This is a genomic window from Pseudomonas neuropathica (assembly GCF_051174785.1).
GTDB classification, from domain to species: domain Bacteria; phylum Pseudomonadota; class Gammaproteobacteria; order Pseudomonadales; family Pseudomonadaceae; genus Aquipseudomonas; species Aquipseudomonas neuropathica_A.
Window position 1 is genome coordinate 2562755 of sequence record NZ_CP195111.1, and the last position, 26127, is coordinate 2588881.

Sequence of the window (26127 nt, forward strand, 5' to 3'; positions counted from 1 at the left end):
GGCTGGATTACTTGTGGTAAGGGTGACCGGACAACACGGTCCAGGCACGATACAACTGTTCGCCGATCAGGATCCGCACCAACGGGTGCGGCAACGTCAGCGGCGACAACGACCAGCGCTGATCGGCACGAGCGCAGACTTCCGGCGCCAGCCCTTCGGGGCCACCGACCATGAAATTGACCGTGCGCGAATCCAGCCGCCAACGGTCAAGTTCGACCGCCAGTTGCTCGGTGCTCCAGGGTTTGCCGTGGACTTCCAGCGTGACAATCCGTTCGTTCTGCCCGACCTTGGCCAACATGGCTTCGCCTTCCTGGCGGATGAAACGGGCCACGTCGGCATTCTTGCCACGGGTATTGAGCGGTATTTCCACCAGTTCCAGCGCCAGCTCGGACGGAAGACGCTTGGCATATTCATGCCAGCCTTCTTCCACCCACTTGGGCATGCGTGAACCGACGGCGATCAGGCGCAGTCGCACAGCAATCCCTTACAGCTGGTCTTTGTTGAGCTTGGTGAAATGCTCGTGGGTGTTTTCCGGGCTGTGGTGCTTGGCGTCGGCCGCACGGCTTTGCTCGGCACCGGCCCACAGGCGCTCCAGATCGTAGAACTGACGTGCCGAGGCGGTCATCATGTGCACGATCACCAGGTCCAGGTCCAACAGCACCCAGTCGCTGTCGCCCTTGCCTTCTTCGCCCAGCGGCTTGGCGCCCTGCTTTTTGACTTCTTCGCGAACCTTGTCGAGCATCGCGTTGATCTGGCGATTGGAGGTACCGGTGGCGATGATCATGTAGTCGGTGATGCTCTGCTTGTCGCGAACATCAATGATCTGGATGTCTTGCGCCTTGACGTCTTCCAGCGCGGCTACAGCCAGCTTGACCAGTTCGTCACCTTTCAGCGGCTCGTTGGTGTTGACCGGCTCTGGCAGCGGGGCGCTCTTGAATGTGCCTTTGCGCTTTACTTTGGTTTGGTCTTTGTCAGTCATATAAAACTCGTTTTGCTCATATATTCGGCGGCTTGGCGACACGTGGATTCGTATCAGTGAAGCACGCCTTGTTCAGTTCGACGCACGGTACAGACCGTGCGCATCGATGTAGGCCAGGACCGCGTCGGGCACCAGGAAACGTACCGACTTACCGCTGGCCAGCAGTTGACGGATCTGGGTGGCGGAGACCGCGAGCGGTGTCTGCCAGACGAATGCAATCTGTCCGCTCGGCCCTTTCAGGGCCAGCGGGTCGCTCACCGAACGCGCTGCCAGCAGGTTGCGCAAGGCATCCGGCGGTTCGCTGTCGGCGTCCGGGCGCTGTAGCACCAGGATGTGGCAATGCTGGAGCAACTCTTCCCAGCGGTGCCAAGTGGGCAGGCCGCAAAATGCGTCCCAGCCCAAAAGCAGAAAAACCTGGGTCTCGGCGGGCATTTCAGCGCGCATCGACTCCAGGGTATCAATGGTCCAGGACGGCTTGTCCCGCTGCAATTCGCGGGCGTCCACCACCAGCGGCGGCATTCCGGCCACCGCACACTCGACCATCGCCAGCCGATCCTGCGCCGATACCTGCGGCGTACCGCGATGGGGCGGCCGCGCGTTCGGCATCAAGCGCAACTCATCGAGCGCCAGCGCTTCGGCGACTTCCAGCCCACCGCGCAAATGGCCGATGTGCACCGGGTCGAACGTGCCGCCCAATACGCCAATGCGCCGCGGACGGGTTTCGCTGCCGGGTTGCGGCGCTGTCAGGTCGAGGTCGGTCAAGTCAGACCGGCGCCTGGCCGCGCAACTGGCCATCACCGACCACGATGTACTTCTCGCAGGTCAGTCCTTCGAGGCCCACCGGGCCGCGGGCGTGCAGCTTATCAGTAGAAATGCCGATCTCGGCACCCAATCCGTATTCAAATCCATCGGCAAAGCAGGTCGGCGTGTTGATCATCACCGACGCCGAATCGACTTCGGCCACGAAACGACGGGTGTCGGCGAGGTTTTCGCTGACAATCGAGTCGGTGTGATGGGAGCCGTAATGGTTGATGTGTTCAATGGCCTGATCCAGACCGTCGACCACGCGGATCGACAGGATCGGCGCCAGGTACTCGGTATTCCAGTCATCTTCACTGGCGGCAACAGCATCGATGATCGCCCGCGTACGCTCGCAACCGCGCAGCTCGACGCCTTTTTCGCGGAACTGCGCCGCCATCGACGGCAGGAAATCCTTGGCAACCGTTTGATCGACCAGCAAGGTCTCCATCGCACCGCAGATACCGTAGCGATAAGTCTTGGCATTGAAGGCAATGCGCTGGGCTTTCGGCAAATCGGCATGAGCACTGACGTAAACGTGGCAGATGCCATCCAGATGCTTGATCACCGGCACACGGGCATCACGACTGATGCGCTCGATCAGACCCCGGCCACCACGCGGCACGATGACATCGACGTACTCGGGCATGGTGATCATCGCGCCCACGGCGGCACGGTCAGTGGTTTCAACCACTTGCACCACGGCGGCGGGCAACTCGGCCTCGGCCAGACCGCGTTGAATGCACGCAGCAATCGCCCGGTTGGAATGAATCGCCTCGGAGCCGCCGCGCAGGATGGTCGCGTTGCCGGACTTCAGGCACAGGCTCGCGGCATCGATGGTCACGTTGGGCCGGGATTCGTAGATGATCCCGATCACGCCCAACGGCACACGCATCTTGCCGACCTGAATCCCCGACGGACGGAAGCTCATGTCACGGATCGCTCCGACCGGATCCGGCAGTGCAGCGACCTGACGCAAACCCACGATCATGCCGTCGATGCGCGCCGGGGTCAGTTCCAGACGTTCCAGCAGTGCCGGCTCCAGACCATTGGCGCGACCGGCGGCCAGATCCTGTTCATTGGCTGCGGCAAGCTCGGCACGCGCAGCGTCCAGGGCATTGGCTGCGGCCTGCAAGGCGCGGTTCTTCTGCGCGGTGCTGGCACGGCCGATGACCCGGGAGGCTTCGCGGGCGGCGCGACCCAATCGGGTCATATAGTCAAGAACGGACTCAGTCATGGTCTGCTGGGGTCTTGGCAAAGAGGAAAGCGGCAGATTATAGCTGTCGCGTCCCGGGACTAACAGCGGTGACGGGCGGATGGTCGAAATGAACGCTGATTCACCGGCGTTCAGGCCCAATTAAGCCGTGCGTTGTTATCATCACGACCTCCTGAGCCTGGATAAACGTTGCCTGCCATGTCCAATCTGACCGTTCGCAACCGCGCCGAACGCCTGCCGCTGGGGCTGCCGGACGCCTTTTTCGACCGAGATGCGCAAGTACTGGCGCAGGATCTGCTCGGCAAAGTCATTCGTCACCGGGTTGGCGATCTGTGGCTGAGCGCGCGGATCATCGAGACCGAAGCCTATTACTGCGCAGAAAAAGGCAGCCACGCCTCGTTGGGCTACACAGAAAAACGTAAGGCTTTGTTTCTGGATGGTGGGCACATCTATATGTATTACGCCCGTGGCGGTGATTCGCTGAACTTCAGCGCACAAGGGCCGGGCAATGCGGTGTTGATCAAATCCGCCTATCCGTGGATCGATGAAATCAGTGGGCCGGCGAGCCTGGCGCAAATGCTGCTGAACAATCCGGACGCGCAAGGACGTGCGCGGCCTTCGCAAAAGCTTTGCGCCGGACAAACCTTGCTGTGTAAAGCGCTGGGGCTGAAAGTGCCGATGTGGGACGCCAAGCGTTTCGATCATGAAGTCCTGCTGGTGGAAGACACTGGGCCGGCGCCTTCGCACATCATTCAAACCACACGTTTGGGCATTCCCCATGGCCGTGACGAGCATCTGATGTACCGCTTTGTCGACGCGACCTATGCGCAATGGTGCACGCGGAACCCGCTGCGTCGCGGTCAGGTCGAAGGCCGGGATTATTTTCTGCTGTAAACACAAAACTGTGCAGGAGCTGCCGAGGGCTGCGATCTTTTGACTTTGTGTCAAGGATCAAGATCAAAGGATCGCAACCTTCGGCAGCTCCTGAATAGGGATCATCAACGGTTTGGAGTTTTTTCTGTATGGGCCCATGGCTCGATAGCGTGACCGGCTGGCTGGCAGCCAATCCACAGTGGCTGACTGCTGCGGTGTTCATTGTTGCCTTTGTGGAGTGCCTGGCGATTGCCGGTTTGATCGTGCCGGGCACCGTGCTGCTGTTTGCCGTCGCCGTTCTCGCCGGCAGCGGCGCACTGTCGCTGAGCGAAACGTTGTTGCTGGGTTTTCTCGGCGGGATTCTCGGCGATGCCGTTTCGTATTTCCTTGGTCGCCATTTCCACCAGAACATCCGGCGCCTGCCTGGGCTGCGCCATCATCCGGAATGGATGGCGGGCGCCGAGTCTTACTTTCAGCGCTATGGCATCGCCAGCCTGCTGGTCGGTCGCTTTATCGGTCCGTTGCGGCCGATGCTGCCAATGGTCGCCGGTATGTGCGACATGCCCTTCCCGCGTTTCGCCGCTGTCAGTCTATTGGCCGCCGCTGGCTGGAGTCTGGCTTATCTGCTGCCGGGCTGGGCCACCGGCGCGGCCTTCCGCCTGCCATTGCCTGAAGGGTTCTGGCTGGAAGCCGGCATTGTCGCCGGCAGCATCGCGGTAATGGTCGGCCTCAGCGTGAACAGCAGTTTGCGCCGGCACCGCCGCGCGACGATCTGGATCAGCAGCATGAGCCTGTTGATATTGATCGGTCTGTTCATCGGCTATCCGTATCTGACAGCACTCGATCAAGGCGTGATGACGCTGGTGCAGGAACATCGCCAACCGGTGCTGGATGAAATTGCGGTCACGCTGACCCTGATCGGTGAATTCCGCAACATGCTGCTCTTCAGTGTCTTGCTGACGGGTCTGTTGCTGCTGTGCCGGCAATGGCGTCAGGCAATCTTCGCCGGCGGCACGCTGCTGGTGACCGCACTTGCCAATACCGGGACCAAGTACTTCTTCGCCCGGGTGCGCCCGGAGGTGCTGACCGATCCACTGACCACTTACAGCATGCCCAGCGGCCACGCATCAGGTTCATTTGCGCTGTTTCTGACCCTGGCGGTGCTGGCGGGTCGCGGACAACCACCACGCATGCGCCTGACCTGGTTGCTGATCGCCTGTATTCCGGCCCTTTCCATCGCGCTGTCACGGGTCTATCTGGGCGCTCACTGGCCAACTGACGTATTGGCCGGCGCCATGCTCGCCGCCTGTGTCTGCGCAGCCGCGCTGTGGCTGAGTCAGCGCAAAACCGCGCTCAATCCCATGCCGTTCAAGATCTGGTGGTTGATCCTGCCGGCCATGCTGGCGCTGTTCGGCTTTTTCGTCCTGCGACATTTGCCTCATACGTTGTTGCGTTACGCCTATTGAATGAGGCGATAGACAAGCCTTATTACTTTCGCGCTGCTCTTTTAGGAAATGTCCGACATGAGCAGCGCTGTTCCCTTAGCAAAACTTACTCATCCAAGGTAAAACTTCTTATTTACCAAACTGCAACTTCCTACACTTGAAAACAAAAACAATAGAAGTTACACATCACCTGTAAACCACCACAACAACGCCTTCCATAACTTGAAAAACCAGTTAGATTAAATCCGCAACCTTTGAAACCCTTTCGGCAAATTCTCGCTATTAAGTGACACGGCTTGCACTTGCCTGCAAAACAATCCACTCAACTTATGAAGCGAGGGTTTCATACATCAACTGATTTCGAGTATTCCATGAGTCCAAAGATACCGCGTAAACCACCCCTGCCTTCAACGCAACAACCTGACCCGGGCACATTCCCGCCCCTGCGGGCCGATACTCCGTTCACTACAGGCGAGCCTTCCATTTTCCGCTTACCGGGTTTACCGAGTGGCCAGATCCCCGCCCACTCCGCTGGCGGCCGTCCGGTCATGGATACCACCCCGCCTGCCGTTGTCATCCAGGCCATGCCCGCTACCAGTCCTGCCCGCCTCTCCAGCGATCATTCGCCGGACACTTATTGGCTGCGCGACGACTTTCTGCGCGGCATGAAACCGGCCGAGGATGACGGTTTTCGCTGGATCGTCGGACGCCAGTTTGTCGACGTCGAATATGACGCAGGCGTGCGCACTACCCATGTTGGCCAGGATGCCGCCGGGGTTTATCGCTGCAAGTTGGTCACTGAGCGATCAGCGTCCGGGCCGGTGCTTTACCGGAACGAAGGCCGATTGACCTGGCGCCTGACGGAGCATCCGGCGCCCACCATGGCCTCGACAAAACGACCTGCGCCGTCCGGAATCGCTCACGCAGCAAAACAGCCTCGACCTGCGCACCTCGATTCGAATCTGTACAAGGCCTCCATGCGTTCACCGGATGCCCAAGGCTATTACGAATTGACACCTGCATTCGGGGTAAATAACGCGGTCACGCAATATGCCTTCAAAGACCACTTCGGCCGCTGGTTCCCGGTCGATCCACCGGCCGGCGGATTCGCTGCCCAGCCCACACACCTGAAGCACTGGACCGACCAGGAAATCTGGCAGACGTACGATATACACGGCCAGGATCTCCTGCGTTTTCGCACCGATGCCGTGGCCAGCGGCACGCGCCCGCAGTGGGTGGAACCCACAGTCACGAATCCGCACAGCGACTTGCTGCGCGATGCCCTGCGCTGGCTGCACCCGACCATGAGCCTCGCGCAACGCGAGGCATTTCTGCAGTCCTACAATCTGCTGCCCGGTCAGTTGACCCGCTTGCAGCAGGACATGAAGAACGACGCGAAAATGCCGCCATGGGCACAAGCCCACAAACGCCTGATCGATGACAACGACAATCCGCAGCGCCTCGAGCAAATGAGCCGGGACGCCGCCGAGGAACTCAACCTCAAGCGCGATGCCCGGCATGACTGGTACAGCCTTGAAACCAGCATGACCGCGCCAGTGCGCGAAGCACTGCTGAACAAACTCGGCTATCTGCGCAACACCAACAATTGCCTGTACCGCACGGACATTCCGGGGTTGTTCCGTGGCGATGAGCGCACACCATTCGAACTCGCCAATGACGGCTTCATGCTGCCGCGATACAAGCACAAACCCGGTGCCACCACGCATAAACCGATGAGCGCGACCTTCAGCCTCAAAGAAGGGCAGATGTACGCGAGAGAGCCTGATCCGGAATACTTGCGCTTCAACAGCCAGACCAACAAACACCCGGGCCGGGATGCTGGGGAAAGCGATTCGGGCAGCGATGCCAGTGACACAGAAAGCACCACATCGTCCGAATGGTCCGATGCCGCAAGTCCTGTTCCGTGGGATCACGATCGCCGCTATGAATCAACGCGTACACGCCAGCAGGAAATGTTTCTGTATGTGCTGGATACCCGCCACCTGGAAGTCGTACCTCATGAAGAAAACATGAGTTTCAATTCAGCGGCCCGCGACACGCCTCCCACCTGGTTTCCCGACGATGACTTCGAAGGGCTGATATCGGTCAGCCGCAGCGGACTGGATGCCGAGCGCATCTGGCTGCTGAACTCAGACCTGACCAAAGCGGTGAGGATCGATGACATCAAGGAGCAGGCAGGCACGAGCGCTGAGCGCATTGAAGGTGCCACCCATGCCGGACGCCAGAACAAATTCGAGTACGACTTGTTGATCGACAAAGCCGAAGCTGCGGGAAAACCCGTGCTCAGGCTGTCGGGCAACGGCGAGGAATTCGCCTACGACATCAGCTGGCCCGAATCGGCAACGCCGACCGCTCAACATCAGTGACACACCGGTAGGGACACCGGCCATGCGTTTTCATTAAAGGATTAATGACATGTCAAAACTTATCGCTCCGCCTTTGCAAATACCCGATATCAGCCCCATCCAGGTCATTCCCCTCAGCGCCTCGGCCAACCCTCATGCACCGCAGGCGGGCACGCTCAACGGCGCAACGCCGGCAGACGATGCTGATGCCCCCTATCGACGCACGCTGAAATCCCTCGACAAACATTTCGGCCCCCTGCGCATTGGCGAAATGCTCACCAGCCGCGTCGAACTTCAGACGTTGGGCGCGATCGTGCATGGTCAGCCCATCAGCCCGGCGAATGCCGGCATGCAGCGCGTGGATCAAAGCTTTCTCGACGGGCTCAATTTCGACGCAGAGCGGGTGCAGGCGCGCTTGATGTCCGTGGACACCCCCGACAGCAATGTGGCGGCGATGCTGTTCTATGAAATCGCCTGCAAGCGTTCGGTCAACGCCGGGGCCCTCTTCGTCGCCGATACAACCATCGCCTCCGGCAGTGCAGTGGATCGCCTGAATCAGTTGGGCAAGGCTGCGCAAAAACTGGATATCCATCGCGCCGACGCGCTGGAAAATGCACCCGGCTGGATCAGCAAGAACAAAAGCTATCTGATGAGTGGCGCCGGCGTCGGCATGCAGGCATTCGGCATCTACAGCGGCTACAAGGCCATGATCGATGCGATCAAACATGGCGACACACTGGAAGCGGTTTTTCAGGGTGGCTCGATCGCCGCCGAATTCGGTTCGTTGATCATCGAGCGAGGGCTGACCAAGACCGGTGAAGCCATGCTCAGGAATGGCGGGACTGCGCTGAAGTATTTCCCGCTGACGTCGGTGGGCAAATACATGAGCCGCGGCGCCGGGATGTTCGCCAGCGCCATCACCCTGCCCTTCGATATCGCGGACGCTATCAAATCGTTCAATGCTGCCGCCGCGACGCAGGGCAAAGTGGCTCAGGATCACTACGTCAGTGGCGGTCTGAGCGTAGCGGGTGCGGGCATCAGTCTGGTGCTGGGCGTTGCTGCGCTGGCCGGCTTTGGCAGCGTCGCCGGGCCGGTCGGGCTCGTCGCTGCCGGACTGCTCATCGCTGCTTCGATGATCTATCAGGCTGCCCGAGTGGTGGACGACATCGATGACTACATCGAACTGACCTTTGAAGAACGCCTGCGCTCCGGCTGGTTCGCCTTCACCAACAAGGAACTGGATCAGGACGTACTGGATCGCTTCAAGCTTTCCAAGGGTTATCGCGACCACCAGCAGCAGCTCGATTTGTCGGCCAAGGACATGCTGGAGGGGGCCTACAAACACTCCATCGAACACGTGCTCAATGGCGCCTTCCGGGTTGAATTGAAGCCGGTTGAAATCTGGCGCTACCAATGGGACGAAAGCGCCGGCCAACGCCCGTTCAAACTCGATAGCCACGCAGTGGTTGTCGGCGGCGACGACGTGATCGATGCCAGCAACGGCCTGCCCGCCAATCTCAAAGGCAAAGTATCGGGCAGCCCCGGTGACGATAAAGGCATTTTCTGGCGCCTGGGTGACGGCAATGACCGGGTCATCGGGGTCCGGGACAAGCCCAATCTGTTCACCTATCGCGCAGATCACAAGGCACTGACCGGGGGCGACCGGAGCGATGCTTTTTATCAAGACATCACCGAGCAGGAATTGAACCGGATCAGCAAACCGGCGCACCTCAATGTACTGGATGGCGGTGCAGGCTCCGACACACTGGCCTTCGAAGGTAGCCGCCCGCTCAGTGACACTCGCCACACTGGCCACGACATCAACCTGCACAGCGGCAAAGTCGCGCTGCGCGGTCTTGATCCTGCCGTCGATGCCGTTGAGGTCGCGCAACTCACCTCGATCGAAAACGTCTCGACACTGCGTAAAGGCACCAGCCGTGTCAGCGGAAACGACGAGGCCAACCAGATTTCCGCCAATGGCTACGACCGCATCAACGCTGGCGGCGGCGACGACACCATTGCGCTGTACGGATGGGATTGTCGGGTGGAAGGCGGCAGCGGCGCGGATCGTTATTACATCGCCAGCAGCAACGCGCGAACGACCATTATCGAGGACGGTGAACAGTCGAGCCTGATCGAGTTCGGCTGGCCGGCGGATGTCATCCAGCGTTGGCAGATCGTCAACACTGCGCTGGTGGTCAGCTCATTGCGCGGCGAGGATGGCGACGACCCTGAGCATGTATTGACCGTTGAAAATGTCTACCAATGGATCGATGGCAAACGTCAGCTGAAAAATGATCGATTGCGCTTCAAGACCCAGGATGGTTACGAGCTGCTGGCTCAGTTACCTCAGCAGCCGGGCGAGGCGACGCCTGTGGATATCAAGCCCGCCGTGGTCGTGATTGGCCAACCGGCAGCCGCGCCGCAAATCGTCAATGGCGGCACGATCGAGATCGCCGAACAGGGCTTGAAGCGGCACTTTGTTTCTCGCACCGACCGTGAGGTGGAATTCGTTGCCCAGCGCAGCACCGCCGAAACCTCCCGCAGCGTTTACCTGGAGTTCGACAGCGCTGAAATCATCGACGTGCAAGTCAGCTATGAAGTACAGGTGCGCAAAGGCATCTCGGGCAATACCCACCTGTATTACAAAGACTTTACCCTGTCGGTCAGGCTGCCTTCGAAGGTCGTGATGTTCAAAGGCGTCGTCCAGCCCATCGCAGCGGCCACCGGTTACAGCGGCAGAAACAGCCTGAAAGTCACCACGCCACGCCTGCAACAAAACGTTGTGCTGATCATGCAGGACCAGACTTCATACCGGCTGCAAATTCCACAGCTGGACTATGAAGACGATGCGAAGCAGCCCGGTATCCGCGTACGCAGTACCCGCAGTTGCCTCAAACAACGCAATGGCAATTATCGCTTTGTCAGACCGTTGGCCAGCGTGAAGACGCTGATCACAGCAGAACCCAGCCGCATTACGATCGATACCGGTTCGCACACCGGCATTTATGTGCTCGAAGGGCAGAGTTCGACTTACGACGTCCACCTTGCCAGCAACACCATCATTCGCCTTTCAACGCCAGGCGCTGCGGCCAAAACCGCCGATGCTTCGACCTGGACTCTGTATACCCACACGCTGAAGGAATCCGTCACCCGCGCGGACATCCAGCTGGACGGCAACCGCTTGCGCATCGCCAGTGTCACGATTGAATTACCCGATATCGAGGACGACGCCCCCGTGGAGTCCATCAACGTGGCGACCTCGGCCGGCAATATTTATGAGGTTTCCCTGCTGTTTGAAGTGCTGCAGCTTTACCTCATTGATGCACGTGGCTACGCCAGCGTCGAAGCGCTGTTGGCCGAAATCGATACGCACCAACAGCGAAACGAACTGGCGGGCAGGGTTCATGTAACCCACATCGGCGTCAAAGCAGGAACCATCGGCACGGTGGTTTACAACTCAGTGCGCAAATACTGGGGCCTGAATAGCGATCCACAGGCGCGGATCAAACCCGAAGATCTGTTTTTTTCAAGCAACAAGACCTGACCGCGCTACCCGGTTTCATCGACGTGCCCGTGTGGATCTGACGCCCACACGGGCACCTGCTCACTTCAGCCTACGGACAGGCTGACTCGCAAAAACGGAGTTTATGCATGCGCCAAAAACCGGGCCCACGCCCCAAATCACCGACAGTCGACACACCGGCAGCTTCAGCATCGCAGCCTGTGGATCATTCAGCGCGAAACCCGATTCTCCCCACCCCGGAAAGCATTCCGGGTCATCTACCGATCGAGGCCCCCTCTTCACCCAAGCGACCTCGCGTGGAAGGGCCCGGGACCTCACAACCCAAAAACTCACCCATCGCAGTGAGCGTCGTACCGAGGTTCACCTCAGACACACCCGCTTTCTCGCTGACGTCGCTGGAAGATTTCGTGCATCCGTACTTTGGCGATCTGCCAAAGGCTAATGAATCCGGCATCAAGCGATATCTCGCCAAGGACTGGGTCGATGTGCACCTGCCTGGCACCGAAGGCCGGCAACACGTTTGCGTTCAGTACGATGCCGACCTCAGGGCGTATCGGGTAATGTCCTTCAGGCGCCTGGCGCCTGGCCCACCGATATACCGAACCATGCAGGGCAATCTGTGGAGTCTGGATCGACACCTCACTTTTCTGAACGGCGATGACTATGCGTTTTCAGCGACAGCGGATGCTGATGGCTACTACGCGTTTCGTGCGCTCGGATCGAGCAGTGGCGCGGCCATCCTCGGCTATGCCTTCAAGCACCCGGAGCATCATTGGATTGCCATCGATCCCGCGCGAGCGAGGGACAGACGCTCAGCTGTTGCGCAATGGTCGGACCAGGACATCCAGCGTATGTACATTGTGGATGACGCACGGATTCCGGACTTCCGCATGCAAGCGCAAGCGACCGGCAAGGCGCCGGACTGGGCACCTCGAGCACAGAACACCGAAGACCCTCTATTTGTCGCCGAGTCATTGAAGTGGCTGCATCCACAAATGCCATTGGCCCAGCGTCTGGAATTACAGCGCAGCTACAACCTGACCCAGGATCAACTGTGTCGGCTACGTACAGAGTCGGGTGACGGCCAGATACCGGAATGGGCTGAACAGCACAAACGCCTGACCCTCGACCCGATCAATGACCAGCGTTTCAGACTGATCGGTGAAGAGCTGGAGCACTACGTTAAAGACTTGAGAAGCCAAGGGCTGGCCCTCGACCATCACTGGCCCGCCACCCGCTACAGCGATGTTTTTCTAGCTGACTACGCCACCCATCTCGGCTACCAGCGAACCAGACACAACATGCTGTACCGCACCGACATTCCGGCGATGTTTCGAGGCGAAACCCGATTGCCATTCGAACTGGCCAGGGATGGTCGGATGATGTACCGCAAAGGCAATCCCACAGGCACCACGAACAAACGCGCATTGAGTGCAACGTTCGGACTGCTTGACGCCACCGCCTACGCGGCGACCAAGGGTGGCTTCTATCACGAGCTGCATTACAACTCGCAGGCCAATCGTTTTCCCGGCGTGAATCCTCAAAGCTCGAAAGGGCGAACCGGCGACTCCTCTGATTCGGGGGGCAGCTCAGTGTCGGAGGGTAAACGAACCGGCAACGAAACCGACTCTGACAGCTCTTTCGTTTTCGATGACTCGAAAGGTTATGAATCCACACGCCGCCAGCAAACCACGTCATTTGTCTACGCCATCGATACCCGAGGCCTGGAAGTGGTTCCCGGGGCAGAGAACAAGGCATTCAACCCTGCTAACGGCAAATTCTTCTTCGACGACCTGGAGGGTCATATCTCCACGCCCACACGCGGCATCAGTGCCGAGCGGCTCTGGCTGGTGCGTTCCGACCTGACGCGTGCCGCCCGGGTCAGGGATGTGCTGGCGCAGGCGGGTGAGCATGTCGCGGCTATCGAACAAGCCACCTGGGCAGGCACCGACAGCCGAGCGGCGGGTTACTTTGGCGGCAACGCCTACGACAGCCTGATCGATGAAATTGCCGGTTCAGGCGGCCTGATACTTGACCTGCCCAAAGGCGACAAGACGTTCGCCGATGACATCGTCTGGCCGGTTCCCGAGCATGACCGACCTTGAACTCATTCAGCCAGCGGATGGCTGACTCAACCACATGGAGTGACCTTTATGCGTCAAAAACCCGGGCCGCTGCGCCCATCGCCAACAGCAGATACACCTGACACCCCGACCTCTCGTCCTGCGCCTTACGATCGGCCCATCGACCTGGATTCCCGATTGCCTGGTCGCGTCAGGCCGGATGGCTCGAACGAGTCGCCGGGGACTAACGCCGACGCCCCTCACAGCAGCACCACGAAAGTAGAGCCGGGCATAACGATTACGCAGATGCCCGAGACGCAGACGCCCCGGCCGCGTACAGCGACGTCGCCTCTGGAACCCTATTTACAGAACGTCGACGCGTCTTTGCGCCACGATGCAGACGGGCTGAAAGTGTTCAAGGGGCGCAAATTCGCGGACATCGCCAACGATGATGGTTCCGCCGGCGGGATGACGGTGATGGTGGGGTTCCACGATTTGATCAAGGCCTACCGGGCCAGGTTACCCAGTGAGCGGGTGCCATCAGGGCCTCCGCTTTATCGAGTGGCCGACAGTAACGTCTGGAGCCTGAAGAAGCCGATCGAATACTACGACCCCATGCACTTTGCCTCGTCTCATACCGCGGATGCGCGGGGATACTACTCAGTTCACGAACACTTGGCGATTGAGCACTCTGGCCCGTATGGCAAGTGGTTTGAATTCAGAGTGGTGAAAAGAGAGGCAGGTTTCGCCTTTGCCGACGAGAAGAGACGCTTGATTCGAGTTGATCCGAACGAGGCACGGGGCGATACATCTGTCCCGCTGAAACTTGCACATTGGAGCGATGGGGATATCTGGAACGCGTACCGTCTGGAGGGCGCGCAGGCCTTGGTATTTCGAATCGAAGCAGAAGCCCTTGGAAAAGCACCTGACTGGGCTACGCGTTTCAACGAGCCGGATACTCACAAATTTTTGATCGACTCATCGAGATGGTCTTATCCACATAAGTCCGAGACTGAACGTGCGCAAATCCTGCGCGGCTACAACTTGAGCATGGCTCAGCAAAATCGTTTGCGACAAGACATGGAACATGGACGGTTCCCCGATTGGGCCGAACAGTACAAACGCTTGACTCAGAACACGTTGGACGACTCACGCTTTGAGCAGATTGCAGACGAACTGGAGCCACTCATTCTAAAAATGAGAAATGAAGGCGAAAACGACGATTTCGACTCACATCCCGTTGAACAACGCTATGAAGAAAGTTTTCTGAAGAGTTATCTGGAATATGCCGGCTACAAGCGCAATCAGCATGACTACATTTATCGAACAGACATCCCGGCCATGTTCCGCGCCGATTTGCGTACGCCTTTTGAACTGGCTCGGGACAAACGCTTGGTAAAACTACGCGGCAACCCCTCCGACTCCACGACCAAATCGGCTTTCAGCGCGACATTCGGTGCGGCCAATGCCTTGAGCTACATGGGATTTGATTACTACTCCAACCCTCGGCACTACAACAGCCAGGCCAACCGCTATCCAGGGCATTTTTCCGATAGCGATTCGTCGAGCGGGTATCGACACAATTCGGCTGAGGAGTCGGACACCTCATTTGAAATGGACAACTCACGCGACTACCCATTGCTCCGTCGCAAACAAACGCTGGGTTTTCTGTATGTCATTGACACCCGTGGTATCGAAGTGGTCCCGCGAGTGGAAAACATTTACCTGAACGACAAGGATTTTGACGGGGACACACTGGAAGGCCGGATATCAATGCCTACGCGCGGTATCAGTGCAGAGAGGATCTGGTTGGTAAGCTCGGACTTGAGCCAAGCGGCCAGAGTCGAGGATATCTTGCGCAAGGCCGGTGACAACGCGGAAGCTATCGAGAAAGCCACGTGGGCAGGTACCAACGGGGCCGATTTCATGCGGCATGGCGCCACTGCTTATGACCATTTGATCAATCGAATAGCCCGCGCCGGCGGCGTCGTATTGAAGTTGTCTAAAGGCGAAAACACCTACTCCAACGATGTAACCTGGCCAGTGCCCGAGCATTACCGAGCCTGACAAAAGGCGCCATTCACTCGAAAATGAATGGCGCCTTTTTATTAAAAGCGGCTGGACACTATTTGATCACCTTGATCACGAACGTTGCCGGTTTGTTATTGAAAGCGTTATGCCCCGTCCTGTTAGGATCTGCATCGACAAAGGTGCTCATTGCGCTGCTGATATGACGATACAAGGACCTGTCGCCTGGTTCGCAGATCAACTCGAGATAAGCAGGTCCGGATTCGATATTGCTGAAGGAGGCCTTCGACGCACCATATGTACTGATTGAAAAATACTGCGGCGGAGCACTGGTACTGGCCAGCAGGTTATGAGTCTTGTCCTCTACAAATAACCGCGCACCTTTAAACGTTCCGGCAAGCTCAAGACTGACTGCATACTCATTACCTTCAGGGACGAACTTCAACAGCAGCGGTTCATCATCCTCATGCTCAGCCAGCGTGATGAAACTGGATACACGCGAATCCGCCAGCCCCACTTCGGCATCCAGCTTTTCGCCGTTGGTTATCCGCAGGTCGCGCAGAACCTGTTGCAATCGTTGTTGATTAAGTACTACTGGCCGGCCATCGAGATAAAGATGCGCCGTGAAGGTCTGATTGTTTATTTTCGCTGAAGCCATGGGGTAACCCACCTGTAAACACCCCGCCGTCAATGAACTGCAACGGCAGGCAATGCTGAAAAAGGGAAAGAATCAAACGGCAGTCGCGGTCACCACCGTTGAGGCTGTTGCCGACATCCGCGGGACTTCGCCGACAGGGACTTTTTCAGATTTGCGTTTACGTCGGGCTATGACCATCCGGTCCGCATAATTGGATGCTGCCTCGATAACGTGGCTAACGTTATGATCCGTCTCGGCATGCTTCAAAATATACTTGCCGGCAATATCATCCCAAAACGTCCATTCATCTTCATATACAGTCATGCTTTCATCCTTATTTTTATTCAAGTCTTCCGCTTCCTGCGGACAACTTGAAATTAAGACAAAGACAAAAGCAAAACAATGCTGGCAGATGCAGTGAGTTAATTCAAAGTACAACTAGGCGAACAATTCACCCTGTAGCTCGTCAAGCAATGCCTGAATCGCATCCAGCCGCTGCTGGGGATCGTCGAGTTGCAGCAGGTCGATCTTGTCCTCTTCGGCGAACGGCAGCAGATAGGCCAGTTGATTGGCCAGCGATTGCTGACCCAGCGCATCTGTACCCATGTTCAGCGCTTCCACCATTGGATGCTCGGCCAAGGCCTTGAGCAACGCCACCAGGTCAGCGTCTTCGTCCTGCAGCGGTTGCTCGGGTTCGTCATCCAGCCACTCGACGTCGGCGAGGATCAATTGATCGCGCTGCACTTCGGTACGCAACACCTGGAAGCGCCGCCCACCCTGCACGCGAATCCCCAACAAGCCATTGTCCTGCTGCTGGAAATCAGTAATCCGTGCTTCGCAGCCGACCAGCGCGAAACCCTCAGGCGCGACCCCGACTTCGTGGCCGTCAAGGATGCACACCACACCAAAGCCACCGCCCTGCTTCATGCAGCGGCCGATCATGTCCAGGTAGCGCGCTTCGAAGATCTGCAAGTCAAGGTTGCAGCCGGGAAACAGCACTGTGTTCAGCGGGAAAAGCGGCAGACTCATAGACATTTCCTTACACCACCATCGACACCGCCAACGGCAGGAACACCGCCGTGGCCACGCCCATCAGACTCATTGCCAGCGCCGCGAAGGCGCCGCACTCATCACTTTCCTGCATGGCCACCGCCGTGCCGACCGCGTGGGCGGTCATGCCCAGCGCCATGCCGCGCGCTTCGGGGCTGTGCACACCGAGGCGGTTCAACAGCGTCGGACCAAAGATCGCGCCAATCACCCCGGTGATCAACACGAATACCGCCGCCAGCGCCGCAACGCCGCCAATCTGTTCAGCCACCAGCATCGCTATCGGCGAGGTCACCGACTTCGGCGCCATGGTCATCAGGATCATGTGCTCGGCACCGAACCACCAGCCCAGCAACACACCCATGCCTGTGGCGACTACCCCGCCTATCACCAGCGTAGTAAAAATCGGCCAGAACAATTGCCGAATACGTCGCAGGTTGAGATACAGCGGCACGGCCAGCGCTACAGTTGCCGGCCCGAGCAGAATGCTGAGGATCTCGGTGCTCTTGCGGTATTCGGCGTAGGTCAGGCCGCAGCCGACCAGTACGCCGATCACCAACAACATGGAGACCAGCACCGGTTGCAGAAAGATCCAGCGGGTTTTCTCGAAAGCCGCCAGCACCAGTTGATAGGCACCGAGGGTGATGCCGATGCCGAACAGCGGATGATGAATGACCGAAGCCCAGGCGCCCTGCCAGTCGAAAAGCATCAGGACTCCTCCTCCGACGCAGGCGCGTGACGTTTGACCAGGCGTTGCATCAGCACGCCGGCAAAAGCCATCGACAGAATCAACGACAGCACCAACGCACCGACAATTGCCCAGAAATCGGCGGCAATGTCGCTCGCATAAACCATCACGCCCACCGCCGGCGGCACCAGCAGCAGCGGCAGATAACGCAGCAGACTGCCGGCCGCGAGGTTCAGCGGTTCGCCGACTTCACCGCGAATGATCAGGAAGACCAGCAACAGCAGCAGGCCGATGATCGGCCCCGGCAGCACCGGCAACAGCAAATGATTGAGCGCCGTACCGAGCAATTGAAACAGCACCAGCATGGTCAGGCCACGTAGCAACATCAGACATCTCCCCCACAAGTCGCCCGCATTATAAGCATGCCCGCGCTATGGATCGGCATTCGCCAAAAGCATGGTCGGTTGACCGGAGCAAATCGCCATGATGATCTACAGTGGTTCGCAGGGAGGTCAAATCCCCCCACCTGAAAAACTATAAAACCGATGAACCCAAGGAGAGTCTCAATGCCCTATGTTCCAGTTGCAGAGCTCAAAGATTATGTCGGCAAGGAACTCGGACGTTCCGAATGGCTCACCATCGATCAGGAACGCATCAACCTGTTCGCCGAAGCCACCGGTGATTATCAGTTCATTCACGTCGACCCGGTCAAAGCCGCGCAAACACCATTTGGCAGCACCATTGCCCACGGTTTCCTGTCGTTGTCGCTGATCCCGAAATTGATGGAAGACATCCTGATCCTGCCGCAAGGCGTGAAAATGGTGGTCAACTACGGTCTGGACAGCGTGCGTTTCATCCAGCCAGTGAAGGTCAATTCCAAGGTTCGCCTAAAGGTCGATCTGGGTGAAGTCACCGAGAAAAAACCCGGACAGTGGCTGCTCAAAGCCACCGCAACACTGGAGATAGAAGGCTCGGACAAACCGGCCTATATTGCCGAGCCACTGTCGCTCTGTTTCGTCTGATGGTTCCGGATGCGAAGCAGCTCACGCTGTTTCGCGTCACGTCTCTATATATGCGACGCATAGCTGCGGCATACTCGGTCGCCTAATTGCCCGGATCCCGCTATGCGCTCAATTGCACGTCTTGCACCCCTTGCCTTGACCCTGATGCTCACCGCTTGCGGCGACGGCGAATCGCTGTTGCCGCCGGATGCGCGCCTGCCCGACGGCGGACGCTATCGCGGTGAACTGGTCGATGGCTTGCTGCAAGGTCAGGGCCGCGTCGACTACCCCAACGGCAGTTGGTATGCCGGGCAGTTCGACAAGGGCCAGTGGCATGGGCAGGGCGAATGGCATGGCAGCAATGGCGAGATCTATCGCGGGCAGTTCCAGCAAGGCCTGTTCGACGGTCAGGGCAGCCTGACCACCAACGCCAGCAGCTACACCGGCGGCTTCAAGCAGGGACGCCGCGAAGGTGAAGGCACCCTGAAAGAAAACGCCATGACCTACCGTGGCGAATTCAAGGCCGACCAGTATTCCGGGCTCGGTCGTCTGGAAATGGACGACGGCAGCTCCTATCAAGGCCAGTTCGCCCACGGCAAACCCAACGGCGAAGGCCAGCGCGGCGACTCCAGTGGCAACACGTTCAGCGGACATTTCGTCAACGGTCAGCTGGAAGGCAACGGCACCTTCAACAGCGCTGACGGCGATATCTACGTCGGCGGCTTCAAGAACAATCAGTTGCACGGCAAGGGCCGCTACGAAAACGCCGACGGCGATGTCTGGCTCGGCCAGTTCAAGGAAGGCGCGCTGAGCGGCAAGGGTGAACTGATCGGCGCCGATGGCAGCCATTACATCGGCACGTTCAGCGACTGGCGATTCAGTGGTCAGGGCCGTTTGAACCTGCCTGATGGCAGCTTCTACATCGGCGGCTTCGACAACGACAGCTACGCCGGACGCGGCACCCTGGTGCTGACCGATGGCAGCGTGATGAGCGGCACCTGGATCAACGGCCAGCGCGTGCGCGACGCCGACGGCAAGTTGTTGCCCGATACCCTCGAACTCGGCTTGCTCGCTCAGGGTCGGTTGCTCGATGACGCCTTGGCCGCCATCCCTGCTTCGACGCCGGCGGTCGAGCTGTACACCCTGACACTCGGTGGCGACGGCAAGCAAAGCGTGTTTCTGCGCGAATCCGACTACGTGGCCAATATGCTCCATACGCGCTTCGGCGCCTATGGCCAGATCCGTCTGGTCAACCACCGCGATCACCTCGGCGACCGCCCGATGGCCACCCGCGAAAACCTGCGCCGCGCCGCGCAAACCCTCGCCGAACGCAGCGGCCCGGAAGACCTGCTGTTCATCTATCTGACCAGCCACGGCACCGCCGAGCACGAACTGGTGCTCGACCAGCCGCGCATGGAGCTGGCCGACCTGCCTGCCGACGAACTCGCTGCCGTGCTGGCACCGCTGAAAAACCGCGACAAGATCATCGTGATTTCCTCGTGCTACTCCGGCGGTTTCATCCCGGCGCTGAAAGACGAACGCACGCTGATCATGACCGCCTCGCGCGCGGATCGGGTGTCGTTCGGCTGCTCGGAAGAAGCCAACTTCACCTATTTCGGCGACGCCCTGTTCGCCCAGGCGCTGAACCAGACCGATGATCTGGAACAGGCCTTCAAACTGGCCAAGGCCACCGTCGCCGAACGGGAACTGGCGGACAATTTCGAAGCCTCGGAGCCGCAGATCTGGGCGCCGAAAACCGTGCTCTCGCACTGGCAACTGCTGCGCAAACAGCAAGCCAGAAAAGCTTTGCAAAGTGCTGCATTGAACGACGGAGCGATAAAGAGCAACTAAGCTGAACAGTATCAAGGGAGAGACACTATGTACTTGACGCCTCAGCACGTATTGCTTGCCGGAGCCACCGGTTTGACCGGTGAACATCTACTCGACCGTTTGCTCAACGAGCCGACAATTTCTCGCGTGCTCGCCCCTTCCCGTCGCCCCTTGGCCGAACATCCGCATCTGGAAAATCCCGTGGGTGATCCACAGGCATTTCTGCCGCAGCTCAGTGGCCGGGTCGATATCGCCTACTGCTGCCTCGGCACCACGATCAAGCAGGCCGGCTCGGAAGCGGCGTTTTGCGCGGTTGATCTGGACATGGTCGTGGCGTTCGCCAAACGCGCGCGGGAGATGGGCGCGCGGCATCTGATCGTTATCAGTGCAATTGGCGCGGATCCGAAATCGTCGGTTTTCTACAATCGGGTCAAAGGCGAAATGGAGCAGGCTTTGCGCGCGCAGGACTGGCCACAACTGACCATTTGCCGGCCATCGCTGTTATTGGGTGAACGGACTGAACCGCGTCTGGCCGAGCAGCTCGCCGGACCGTTGTCGAAGCTGATTCCGGGTAAATACCGTGGCATCGAAGCTTGCCATTTGGCGCGAGCGATGTGGCGGTTGGCGCTGGAAGAGCAGGATGGCGTGCGGGTGATCGAGTCGGATGAGCTGCGCAAGCTGGGCAAATAATCTATAGCGCCTGGAAGAAAGCTTTCGCGAGCAGGCTCGCTCCCACCATTGCACCGCGTCCCCCTGTGGGAGCGAGCCTGCTCGCGAAGGCAGTGCGCAGCACTCCCCTACAATCCGCCAGTCGCCTGAAAACTCACACCTATCACGGTCAGCAATGACAACGGCAACAACAGCGTATCGAGCAACGCACTCGCCGGCAGATCCAGCCCCGGATAGCTCGGCGCCTCAGCCCCGAACCGATCCATCGCGCAACACCCGCCATTCAGTGCATAAAAGTCCAGCCGCGTGCCGGAATACACCACCGGCGCGCCCGGTTTGGCGGCGTCGAGAGTGCGCGCCGTGGCGCACCCGGTCAGTTGCAGCGCCAGCAAAATCGCCAGCAGCTTATTCATCACTGCTCAGATGGTGCTCACCCCAACGTGGCAGCATGTCCTGAGGAATGCCGAGCAGATTGAGAATCCGCGCCACGACGAAATCGATCAAGTCATCGATGGTCTGCGGCTGGTGATAGAAACCCGGCGAGGCCGGCAGAATCGTCACGCCCATGTTCGACAGTTTGAGCATGTGCTCCAGATGAATGCTCGAATACGGCGCTTCACGCGGCACCAGAATCAACTGCCGACGCTCTTTCAAGGTTACGTCAGCGGCGCGTTCGATCAGATTGTTGCAGGCACCCGTGGCAATCGCCGACAGCGTCCCCGTCGAGCACGGCACTACGACCATCGCGGCCGGAGCGCCAGACCCCGAGGCCACCGGCGACATCCAGTCTTCCTTGCCATACACGCGAATCTGCCCGGCGGCAGCCCCGGTGTATTCGGTCAGGAAGGCTTGCATCATTTGCGGCTTCGGCGGCAGCGTGACATCGGTCTCGGTAGCCATCACCAGTTGCGCAGCCTTGGAGATCAGGAAGTGCACCTCGCGATCTTCCCGCACCAGGCAATCGAGCAGGCGCAGACCGTACTGGGCGCCGGAGGCACCGGTCATGGCCAGCGTGATGCGTTCCGGGCCATTGCTCTCAAAACGAGTGTTCATTGCAGCGCCTCGGCGAGTTTGCCGTGCAGACCGCCGAAGCCGCCGTTGCTCATGATCACCACGTGCGTGCCGGGCTGGGCCTGGCTCTTCACGCGTTCGATGATGCCTTCCAGCGAATCACTGACAATCGACGGCACCGTGCACAGCGCGGCGGTGCCGGCGAGATCCCAGCCGAGGTTGGCCGGGGCGTACCAGATCACTTGGTCGGCATCGACCACGCTATCCGGCAAACCGTCACGGTGCGCGCCGAGCTTCATCGAGTTGGAGCGCGGTTCGATGATGGCGATCAGCGGTGCGTCGCCGATGCGCTTGCGCAAGCCGTCGAGAGTGGTGGCAATCGCCGTCGGGTGGTGGGCGAAGTCATCGTAGATGGTGATGCCGCGTACTTCGGCGACTTTCTCCATGCGGCGTTTGACGTTCTTGAATGCACTCAGGCCGGCAATGCCCATCGACGGCACCACGCCAACATGACGCGCAGCCGCCAGCGCCGCCAAGGCGTTGGCAACGTTGTGCTGACCGGTCAGCTCCCACTCGACGGTGCCTTGCGAGACGCCTTCGAACATCACTTCGAACGCCGAGCCGTCTTCGCTGAGCAGTTTGACCTGCCATTGGCCGCCAGCACCGGTGGTTTGCACCGGGGTCCAGCAACCCATTTCGATCACCCGCTGCAAGGCTGGCTCGGTGGTCGGGTGGATGACCAGGCCTTCACTCGGGATGGTGCGCACCAAGTGATGAAATTGCCGCTCGATTGCCGGCAGATCCGGGAAGATATCCGCATGATCGAACTCAAGGTTGTTGAGAATCGCGGTGCGCGGACGGTAGTGAACGAATTTCGAGCGCTTGTCGAAGAAGGCGCTGTCGTATTCGTCGGCCTCGATCACGAAGAACGGCGTGCCGCCCAGACGTGCCGACACCGAGAAATTCTGCGGTACGCCGCCGATCAGGAAGCCCGGACTCATGCCGGCATGTTCCAGTACCCAGGCGAGCATGCTGCTGGTGGTGGTTTTGCCGTGCGTACCGGCTACCGCCAGTACCCAGCGACCTTGCAGCACGTGATCCGCCAGCCACTGCGGGCCGGACACGTACGGCAGGCCTTTGTTCAGCACATATTCCACCGCCGGGTTGCCGCGGGACATGGCGTTGCCGATCACCACCAGATCCGGCGCCGGATCGAGCTGCGCCGGGTCATAGCCCTGCGTCAGCTGAATGCCCTGGGCTTCAAGCTGTGTGCTCATCGGTGGATAGACGTTGGCGTCGGAGCCGGTCACGTGATGGCCCAGCTCTTTGGCCAACACCGCCATCGAGCCCATGAAAGTCCCGCAGATACCCAGAATATGAATGTGCATAGTCGACCTCGTAAAACATGGCCGCAGGTTAGCGTAGGGAGGGGGAAATCGCACTCTTTAGGTGATTGGGCCGGGTGGGTGGGTCTTAACACCTCGAATCGACTGCAGACTGCCACCCTCACCCCAGCCCTCTCCCAGAGGGAGAGGGAGCCGATCTGTGTTGCTTTCAAATCCTGAGTTCGACTCGGTAACTCAGGTCGGCGCAAATCGCCAAAACACTTCGATCAGAAGCCGATCTCGGTTGCCTTCAAATCCTGAGTTCGGCTCGATATTTCAGGTCGGCGTAGATCAGTAAGTCTACTCGGCCAGTCCACTTTTCCGCGGGAGAGGGAGCCGATCTCGGTTGCTTTCAAATCCTCAGTTCGGCTCGATATTTCAGGTCGGCGTAAATTGGCAGAACACCGCGGTCAGTCCCCTCTCCCTTTGGGAGAGGGCTAGGGTGAGGGCCTTCTAACTGACACGACGCTCAATGCCATGCTTACGCAGCTTTCTGTAAAGAGTATTGCGGCTGACACCCAATTGCTGCGCCGTATGGGTCATGTGCCAGCGGGTTTGCTCCAGCGCATTGAGTAGAGCCAACCTTTCGGCGTCTTCCAGAGGATGATCGGATTCCTTAACCGCCAATACTGCCGCACTCCCCTGCCGAATCATCACCGGCAAATCCTCAACCCCGATCCGCCCCTCATCACACAACGCCGCCAGCGTGCGCAGGACATTGCGCAACTGCCGCACATTGCCCGGCCAATTGAACGCTAGCAAAGCCTGACGCGCCGCCTCGTCGATCAGGATCGCTTCGCCACCCGCCTCTTCGGCCAGCAGAAAATCCAGCAACTGCGATTTATCACTGCGGGCGCGTAATGCCGGCAACGCCACTTCCAGCCCGTTGAGCCGGTAATACAAATCCTCGCGAAAGCTGCCATCCGCGACCCGCTCCAGCAGATTGCGGTGGGTGGCACTGATGATCCGCACGTTGACCGATTCCGGCTCGCCGCCGATCGGCACCACCTGACGATCCTCCAGTACTCGCAACAGACGAGTCTGCAAGGCCAGCGGCATATCGCCGATTTCATCGAGGAACAACGTGCCGCCATCGGCCTGCTGCAACTTGCCGCGCATGCCGTCCTTGCGCGCACCGGTGAAGCTGCCTCCGCGATAGCCGAACAGTTCGCTCTCGATCAGGCTCTCGGGGATTGCCGCGCAATTGAGCGCGACGAAGGCTTTGTTCGAACGCTGGCTGGCCTGGTGCACAGCCTTGGCGAAGGCCTCCTTGCCCGAACCGGTTTCGCCATTGATCAACAAGGGCACATCCCGCTCGAATACGCGCAAGGCTTTGCGGAAGTCTGCCTGCAGCGCCTCATCACCGAGGCAGATGCCCGACAGGCGCGGTGCTTCAGCCACGACCGGCGCTGATACCATCGGTAAAGGCTTGCGCGATTCACCGCGCAGCACGGCAAACAAATGCCGGCCGTCACGGGTGCGCAGCGGCCAACTGGCACTGGCATTCGCACTGGCGCGGCCAAGCAACTCATCCAGCGAACAATCGAAAAACGCCTCCACTGGTTTACCCAGCAAGCCGCCACGAATATGCCCAAGCAGGTTCAGTGCACTCTGATTCACCGCACTGATCCGTCCTTCACCGTCAAACGCCAGCAAACCTTCGCTGAACAACCCGACCGATTCGGCCTGCAAATGAAAACGCAGCAACCATTGGTTATCGAAACAGCGCAGGAAGTAGCAACTCTCGATCATCTTCGCCGACAGATTGACCAGCGCCATGGTGTGGAACTGGCTTTGCCGCGAGACATCGTGGCGCGCCGAAGACACGTCGAGCACTGCCAGCAGTTCGCCGTGCGGGTCAAATACCGGGCTCGCCGAACAGGTCAGGCCGGTGTGGCGACCGCGAAAGTGTTCGTCCTGATGAATCGTCAGCGCCTGGCGCTCGACCAGACACGTACCGATGCCGTTGGTGCCTTCGCAGGCTTCGCTCCAGTCAGCGCCAAGCCAGAGGCCGGCGCGCTCGAAGATCTTGCGTTCGGCCGGCGCGGTGACGCAGTTGAGGATCACCCCGCGCGCGTCGGTCAGCAGCACTGCATGGCCGGCGCCGGAGAGTTGTTGATGCAGGCTGCTCATTTCATTGCCAGCGATCTGTAGAACCTGCTGCAGACGTTCGCGGCTTTCCAGTACCCGGCCGTGTTCGAGCACGGTTGGCGCCATGCTCAACGCCGGGTCGAGGTGGTAGTCCTCCAGACAGCGCAGCCACGAACGGGCAATCGATGGATCGGCACCGGGCCCGTGCAGGTGCGGTTTGCCCTGGGTTGCGGTGAGAACCTGTCGGGCATGGCGACTCAAATGGTTGTCGTGCATTTCTTATTGTTCTCCCCGAGGCTCGACGGCCCAATGCTGAGGTGACGCCCAGCATCCCCCAGCCTTCGATGCATTGCAATGCTGGCAAGACTGCCCGGTCACCAGCTGTGCCAAAAGCGGTACAAACTGTCATCCCACCTGTACCGAAACCGCCACAGACAAAATCCACTCGTCCGACAAAAACCTGCCAACCCCTTG

22 protein-coding genes are annotated in these 26127 nt (G+C 59.2%); 9 read left to right on the plus strand and 13 right to left on the minus strand.

The window, feature by feature from the left end:
* Nucleotides 1-7: 7 nt before the first annotated feature.
* From rlmH to ACRRSD_RS11630, 4 genes are all read right to left on the minus strand, one after another.
* A complete protein-coding gene (gene rlmH / locus ACRRSD_RS11615; RefSeq protein ID WP_009051038.1) occupies nt 8-475 on the minus strand; it encodes a 23S rRNA (pseudouridine(1915)-N(3))-methyltransferase RlmH in 468 nt (155 codons plus the stop codon).
* Between the two features lie 9 nt (nt 476-484).
* Complete coding sequence (gene rsfS / locus ACRRSD_RS11620) at nt 485-979, minus strand: ribosome silencing factor (RefSeq protein WP_016986117.1); 495 nt, start codon at nt 977-979, stop codon at nt 485-487.
* Nucleotides 980-1051: 72 nt separating this feature from the next.
* A complete protein-coding gene (gene nadD / locus ACRRSD_RS11625; protein ID WP_435038141.1) occupies nt 1052-1774 on the minus strand; it encodes a nicotinate-nucleotide adenylyltransferase in 723 nt (240 codons plus the stop codon).
* Complete coding sequence (locus ACRRSD_RS11630) at nt 1743-3014, minus strand: glutamate-5-semialdehyde dehydrogenase (protein ID WP_435038142.1); 1272 nt, start codon at nt 3012-3014, stop codon at nt 1743-1745. Before ACRRSD_RS11630 ends, nadD begins: the two co-directional genes overlap by 32 nt.
* Nucleotides 3015-3191: 177 nt before the next feature.
* Between ACRRSD_RS11630 and ACRRSD_RS11635 the strand changes: the two genes are divergently transcribed.
* The 6 genes from ACRRSD_RS11635 to ACRRSD_RS11660 all read left to right on the plus strand — a co-directional run bounded on the left by ACRRSD_RS11635 (nt 3192) and on the right by ACRRSD_RS11660 (nt 15333).
* Nucleotides 3192-3887 (plus strand): DNA-3-methyladenine glycosylase, encoded by a 696-nt coding sequence (locus tag ACRRSD_RS11635; protein ID WP_435038143.1) that lies wholly within the window; start codon nt 3192-3194, stop codon nt 3885-3887.
* A 128-nt stretch (nt 3888-4015) separates the two neighbouring features.
* Nucleotides 4016-5332 carry a bifunctional DedA family/phosphatase PAP2 family protein gene (locus tag ACRRSD_RS11640; protein WP_435038144.1) on the plus strand — a complete coding sequence of 439 codons (1317 nt, stop codon included), beginning with the start codon at nt 4016-4018 and terminating at the stop codon, nt 5330-5332.
* Between the two features lie 527 nt (nt 5333-5859).
* Nucleotides 5860-7698, plus strand: coding sequence for a hypothetical protein (locus ACRRSD_RS11645; RefSeq protein ID WP_435038145.1), 1839 nt, complete (start codon nt 5860-5862; stop codon nt 7696-7698).
* Between the two features lie 49 nt (nt 7699-7747).
* Nucleotides 7748-11224: a calcium-binding protein gene (locus ACRRSD_RS11650; protein WP_435038146.1), complete on the plus strand. Its 3477-nt coding sequence runs from the start codon at nt 7748-7750 to the stop codon at nt 11222-11224.
* A gap of 107 nt (nt 11225-11331) precedes the next feature.
* Entirely contained in the window at nt 11332-13308 is a 1977-nt protein-coding gene (locus ACRRSD_RS11655; protein WP_435038147.1) for a hypothetical protein, read from the plus strand.
* Between the two features lie 48 nt (nt 13309-13356).
* Nucleotides 13357-15333 (plus strand): hypothetical protein, encoded by a 1977-nt coding sequence (locus tag ACRRSD_RS11660; protein ID WP_435038148.1) that lies wholly within the window; start codon nt 13357-13359, stop codon nt 15331-15333.
* A 58-nt stretch (nt 15334-15391) separates the two neighbouring features.
* Here the strand turns inward: ACRRSD_RS11660 and ACRRSD_RS11665 are convergent, their stop codons facing one another.
* From ACRRSD_RS11665 to ACRRSD_RS11685, 5 genes are all read right to left on the minus strand, one after another.
* Nucleotides 15392-15952, minus strand: a complete 561-nt coding sequence (locus ACRRSD_RS11665; RefSeq protein WP_435038149.1) for a hypothetical protein — start codon at nt 15950-15952, stop codon at nt 15392-15394.
* 72 nt (nt 15953-16024) lie between these two features.
* On the minus strand, nt 16025-16255 hold the full coding sequence (locus ACRRSD_RS11670) for a hypothetical protein (protein ID WP_435038150.1): 231 nt from the start codon (nt 16253-16255) through the stop codon (nt 16025-16027).
* Between the two features lie 114 nt (nt 16256-16369).
* The gene (locus ACRRSD_RS11675) at nt 16370-16960 is read right to left on the minus strand and encodes an LON peptidase substrate-binding domain-containing protein (protein ID WP_435038151.1); all 591 of its coding nucleotides are present in this window, start codon (nt 16958-16960) and stop codon (nt 16370-16372) included.
* Nucleotides 16961-16970: 10 nt separating this feature from the next.
* Nucleotides 16971-17687, minus strand: a complete 717-nt coding sequence (locus tag ACRRSD_RS11680; RefSeq protein ID WP_108226259.1) for an LrgB family protein — start codon at nt 17685-17687, stop codon at nt 16971-16973.
* The gene (locus tag ACRRSD_RS11685) at nt 17687-18052 is read right to left on the minus strand and encodes a CidA/LrgA family protein (RefSeq protein ID WP_435038152.1); all 366 of its coding nucleotides are present in this window, start codon (nt 18050-18052) and stop codon (nt 17687-17689) included. The genes ACRRSD_RS11680 and ACRRSD_RS11685 overlap by 1 nt, the downstream gene beginning before the upstream one ends.
* A gap of 180 nt (nt 18053-18232) precedes the next feature.
* Between ACRRSD_RS11685 and ACRRSD_RS11690 the strand changes: the two genes are divergently transcribed.
* The 3 genes from ACRRSD_RS11690 (at nt 18233) to ACRRSD_RS11700 (ending at nt 21187) form a co-directional block, all read left to right on the plus strand.
* Nucleotides 18233-18688: a MaoC family dehydratase gene (locus ACRRSD_RS11690; protein ID WP_007909575.1), complete on the plus strand. Its 456-nt coding sequence runs from the start codon at nt 18233-18235 to the stop codon at nt 18686-18688.
* Between the two features lie 102 nt (nt 18689-18790).
* Nucleotides 18791-20518 (plus strand): C13 family peptidase, encoded by a 1728-nt coding sequence (locus ACRRSD_RS11695; protein ID WP_435038153.1) that lies wholly within the window; start codon nt 18791-18793, stop codon nt 20516-20518.
* Nucleotides 20519-20545: 27 nt separating this feature from the next.
* Nucleotides 20546-21187 (plus strand): oxidoreductase, encoded by a 642-nt coding sequence (locus tag ACRRSD_RS11700; protein WP_435038154.1) that lies wholly within the window; start codon nt 20546-20548, stop codon nt 21185-21187.
* A 107-nt stretch (nt 21188-21294) separates the two neighbouring features.
* Here ACRRSD_RS11700 and ACRRSD_RS11705 read toward each other — a convergent pair whose 3' ends face one another.
* The 4 genes from ACRRSD_RS11705 to ACRRSD_RS11720 form a co-directional block, all read right to left on the minus strand.
* Nucleotides 21295-21579, minus strand: a complete 285-nt coding sequence (locus ACRRSD_RS11705; protein WP_435038155.1) for a YceK/YidQ family lipoprotein — start codon at nt 21577-21579, stop codon at nt 21295-21297.
* Nucleotides 21572-22219 (minus strand): flavin prenyltransferase UbiX, encoded by a 648-nt coding sequence (ubiX, locus tag ACRRSD_RS11710; RefSeq protein WP_007909567.1) that lies wholly within the window; start codon nt 22217-22219, stop codon nt 21572-21574. The genes ACRRSD_RS11705 and ubiX overlap by 8 nt, the downstream gene beginning before the upstream one ends.
* The gene (mpl, locus tag ACRRSD_RS11715; RefSeq protein WP_007909560.1) at nt 22216-23565 is read right to left on the minus strand and encodes a UDP-N-acetylmuramate:L-alanyl-gamma-D-glutamyl-meso-diaminopimelate ligase; all 1350 of its coding nucleotides are present in this window, start codon (nt 23563-23565) and stop codon (nt 22216-22218) included. Before mpl ends, ubiX begins: the two co-directional genes overlap by 4 nt.
* Nucleotides 23566-24015: 450 nt before the next feature.
* Entirely contained in the window at nt 24016-25929 is a 1914-nt protein-coding gene (locus ACRRSD_RS11720; protein WP_435038156.1) for a sigma-54-dependent Fis family transcriptional regulator, read from the minus strand.
* Between the last annotated feature and the right edge of the window lie 198 nt (nt 25930-26127).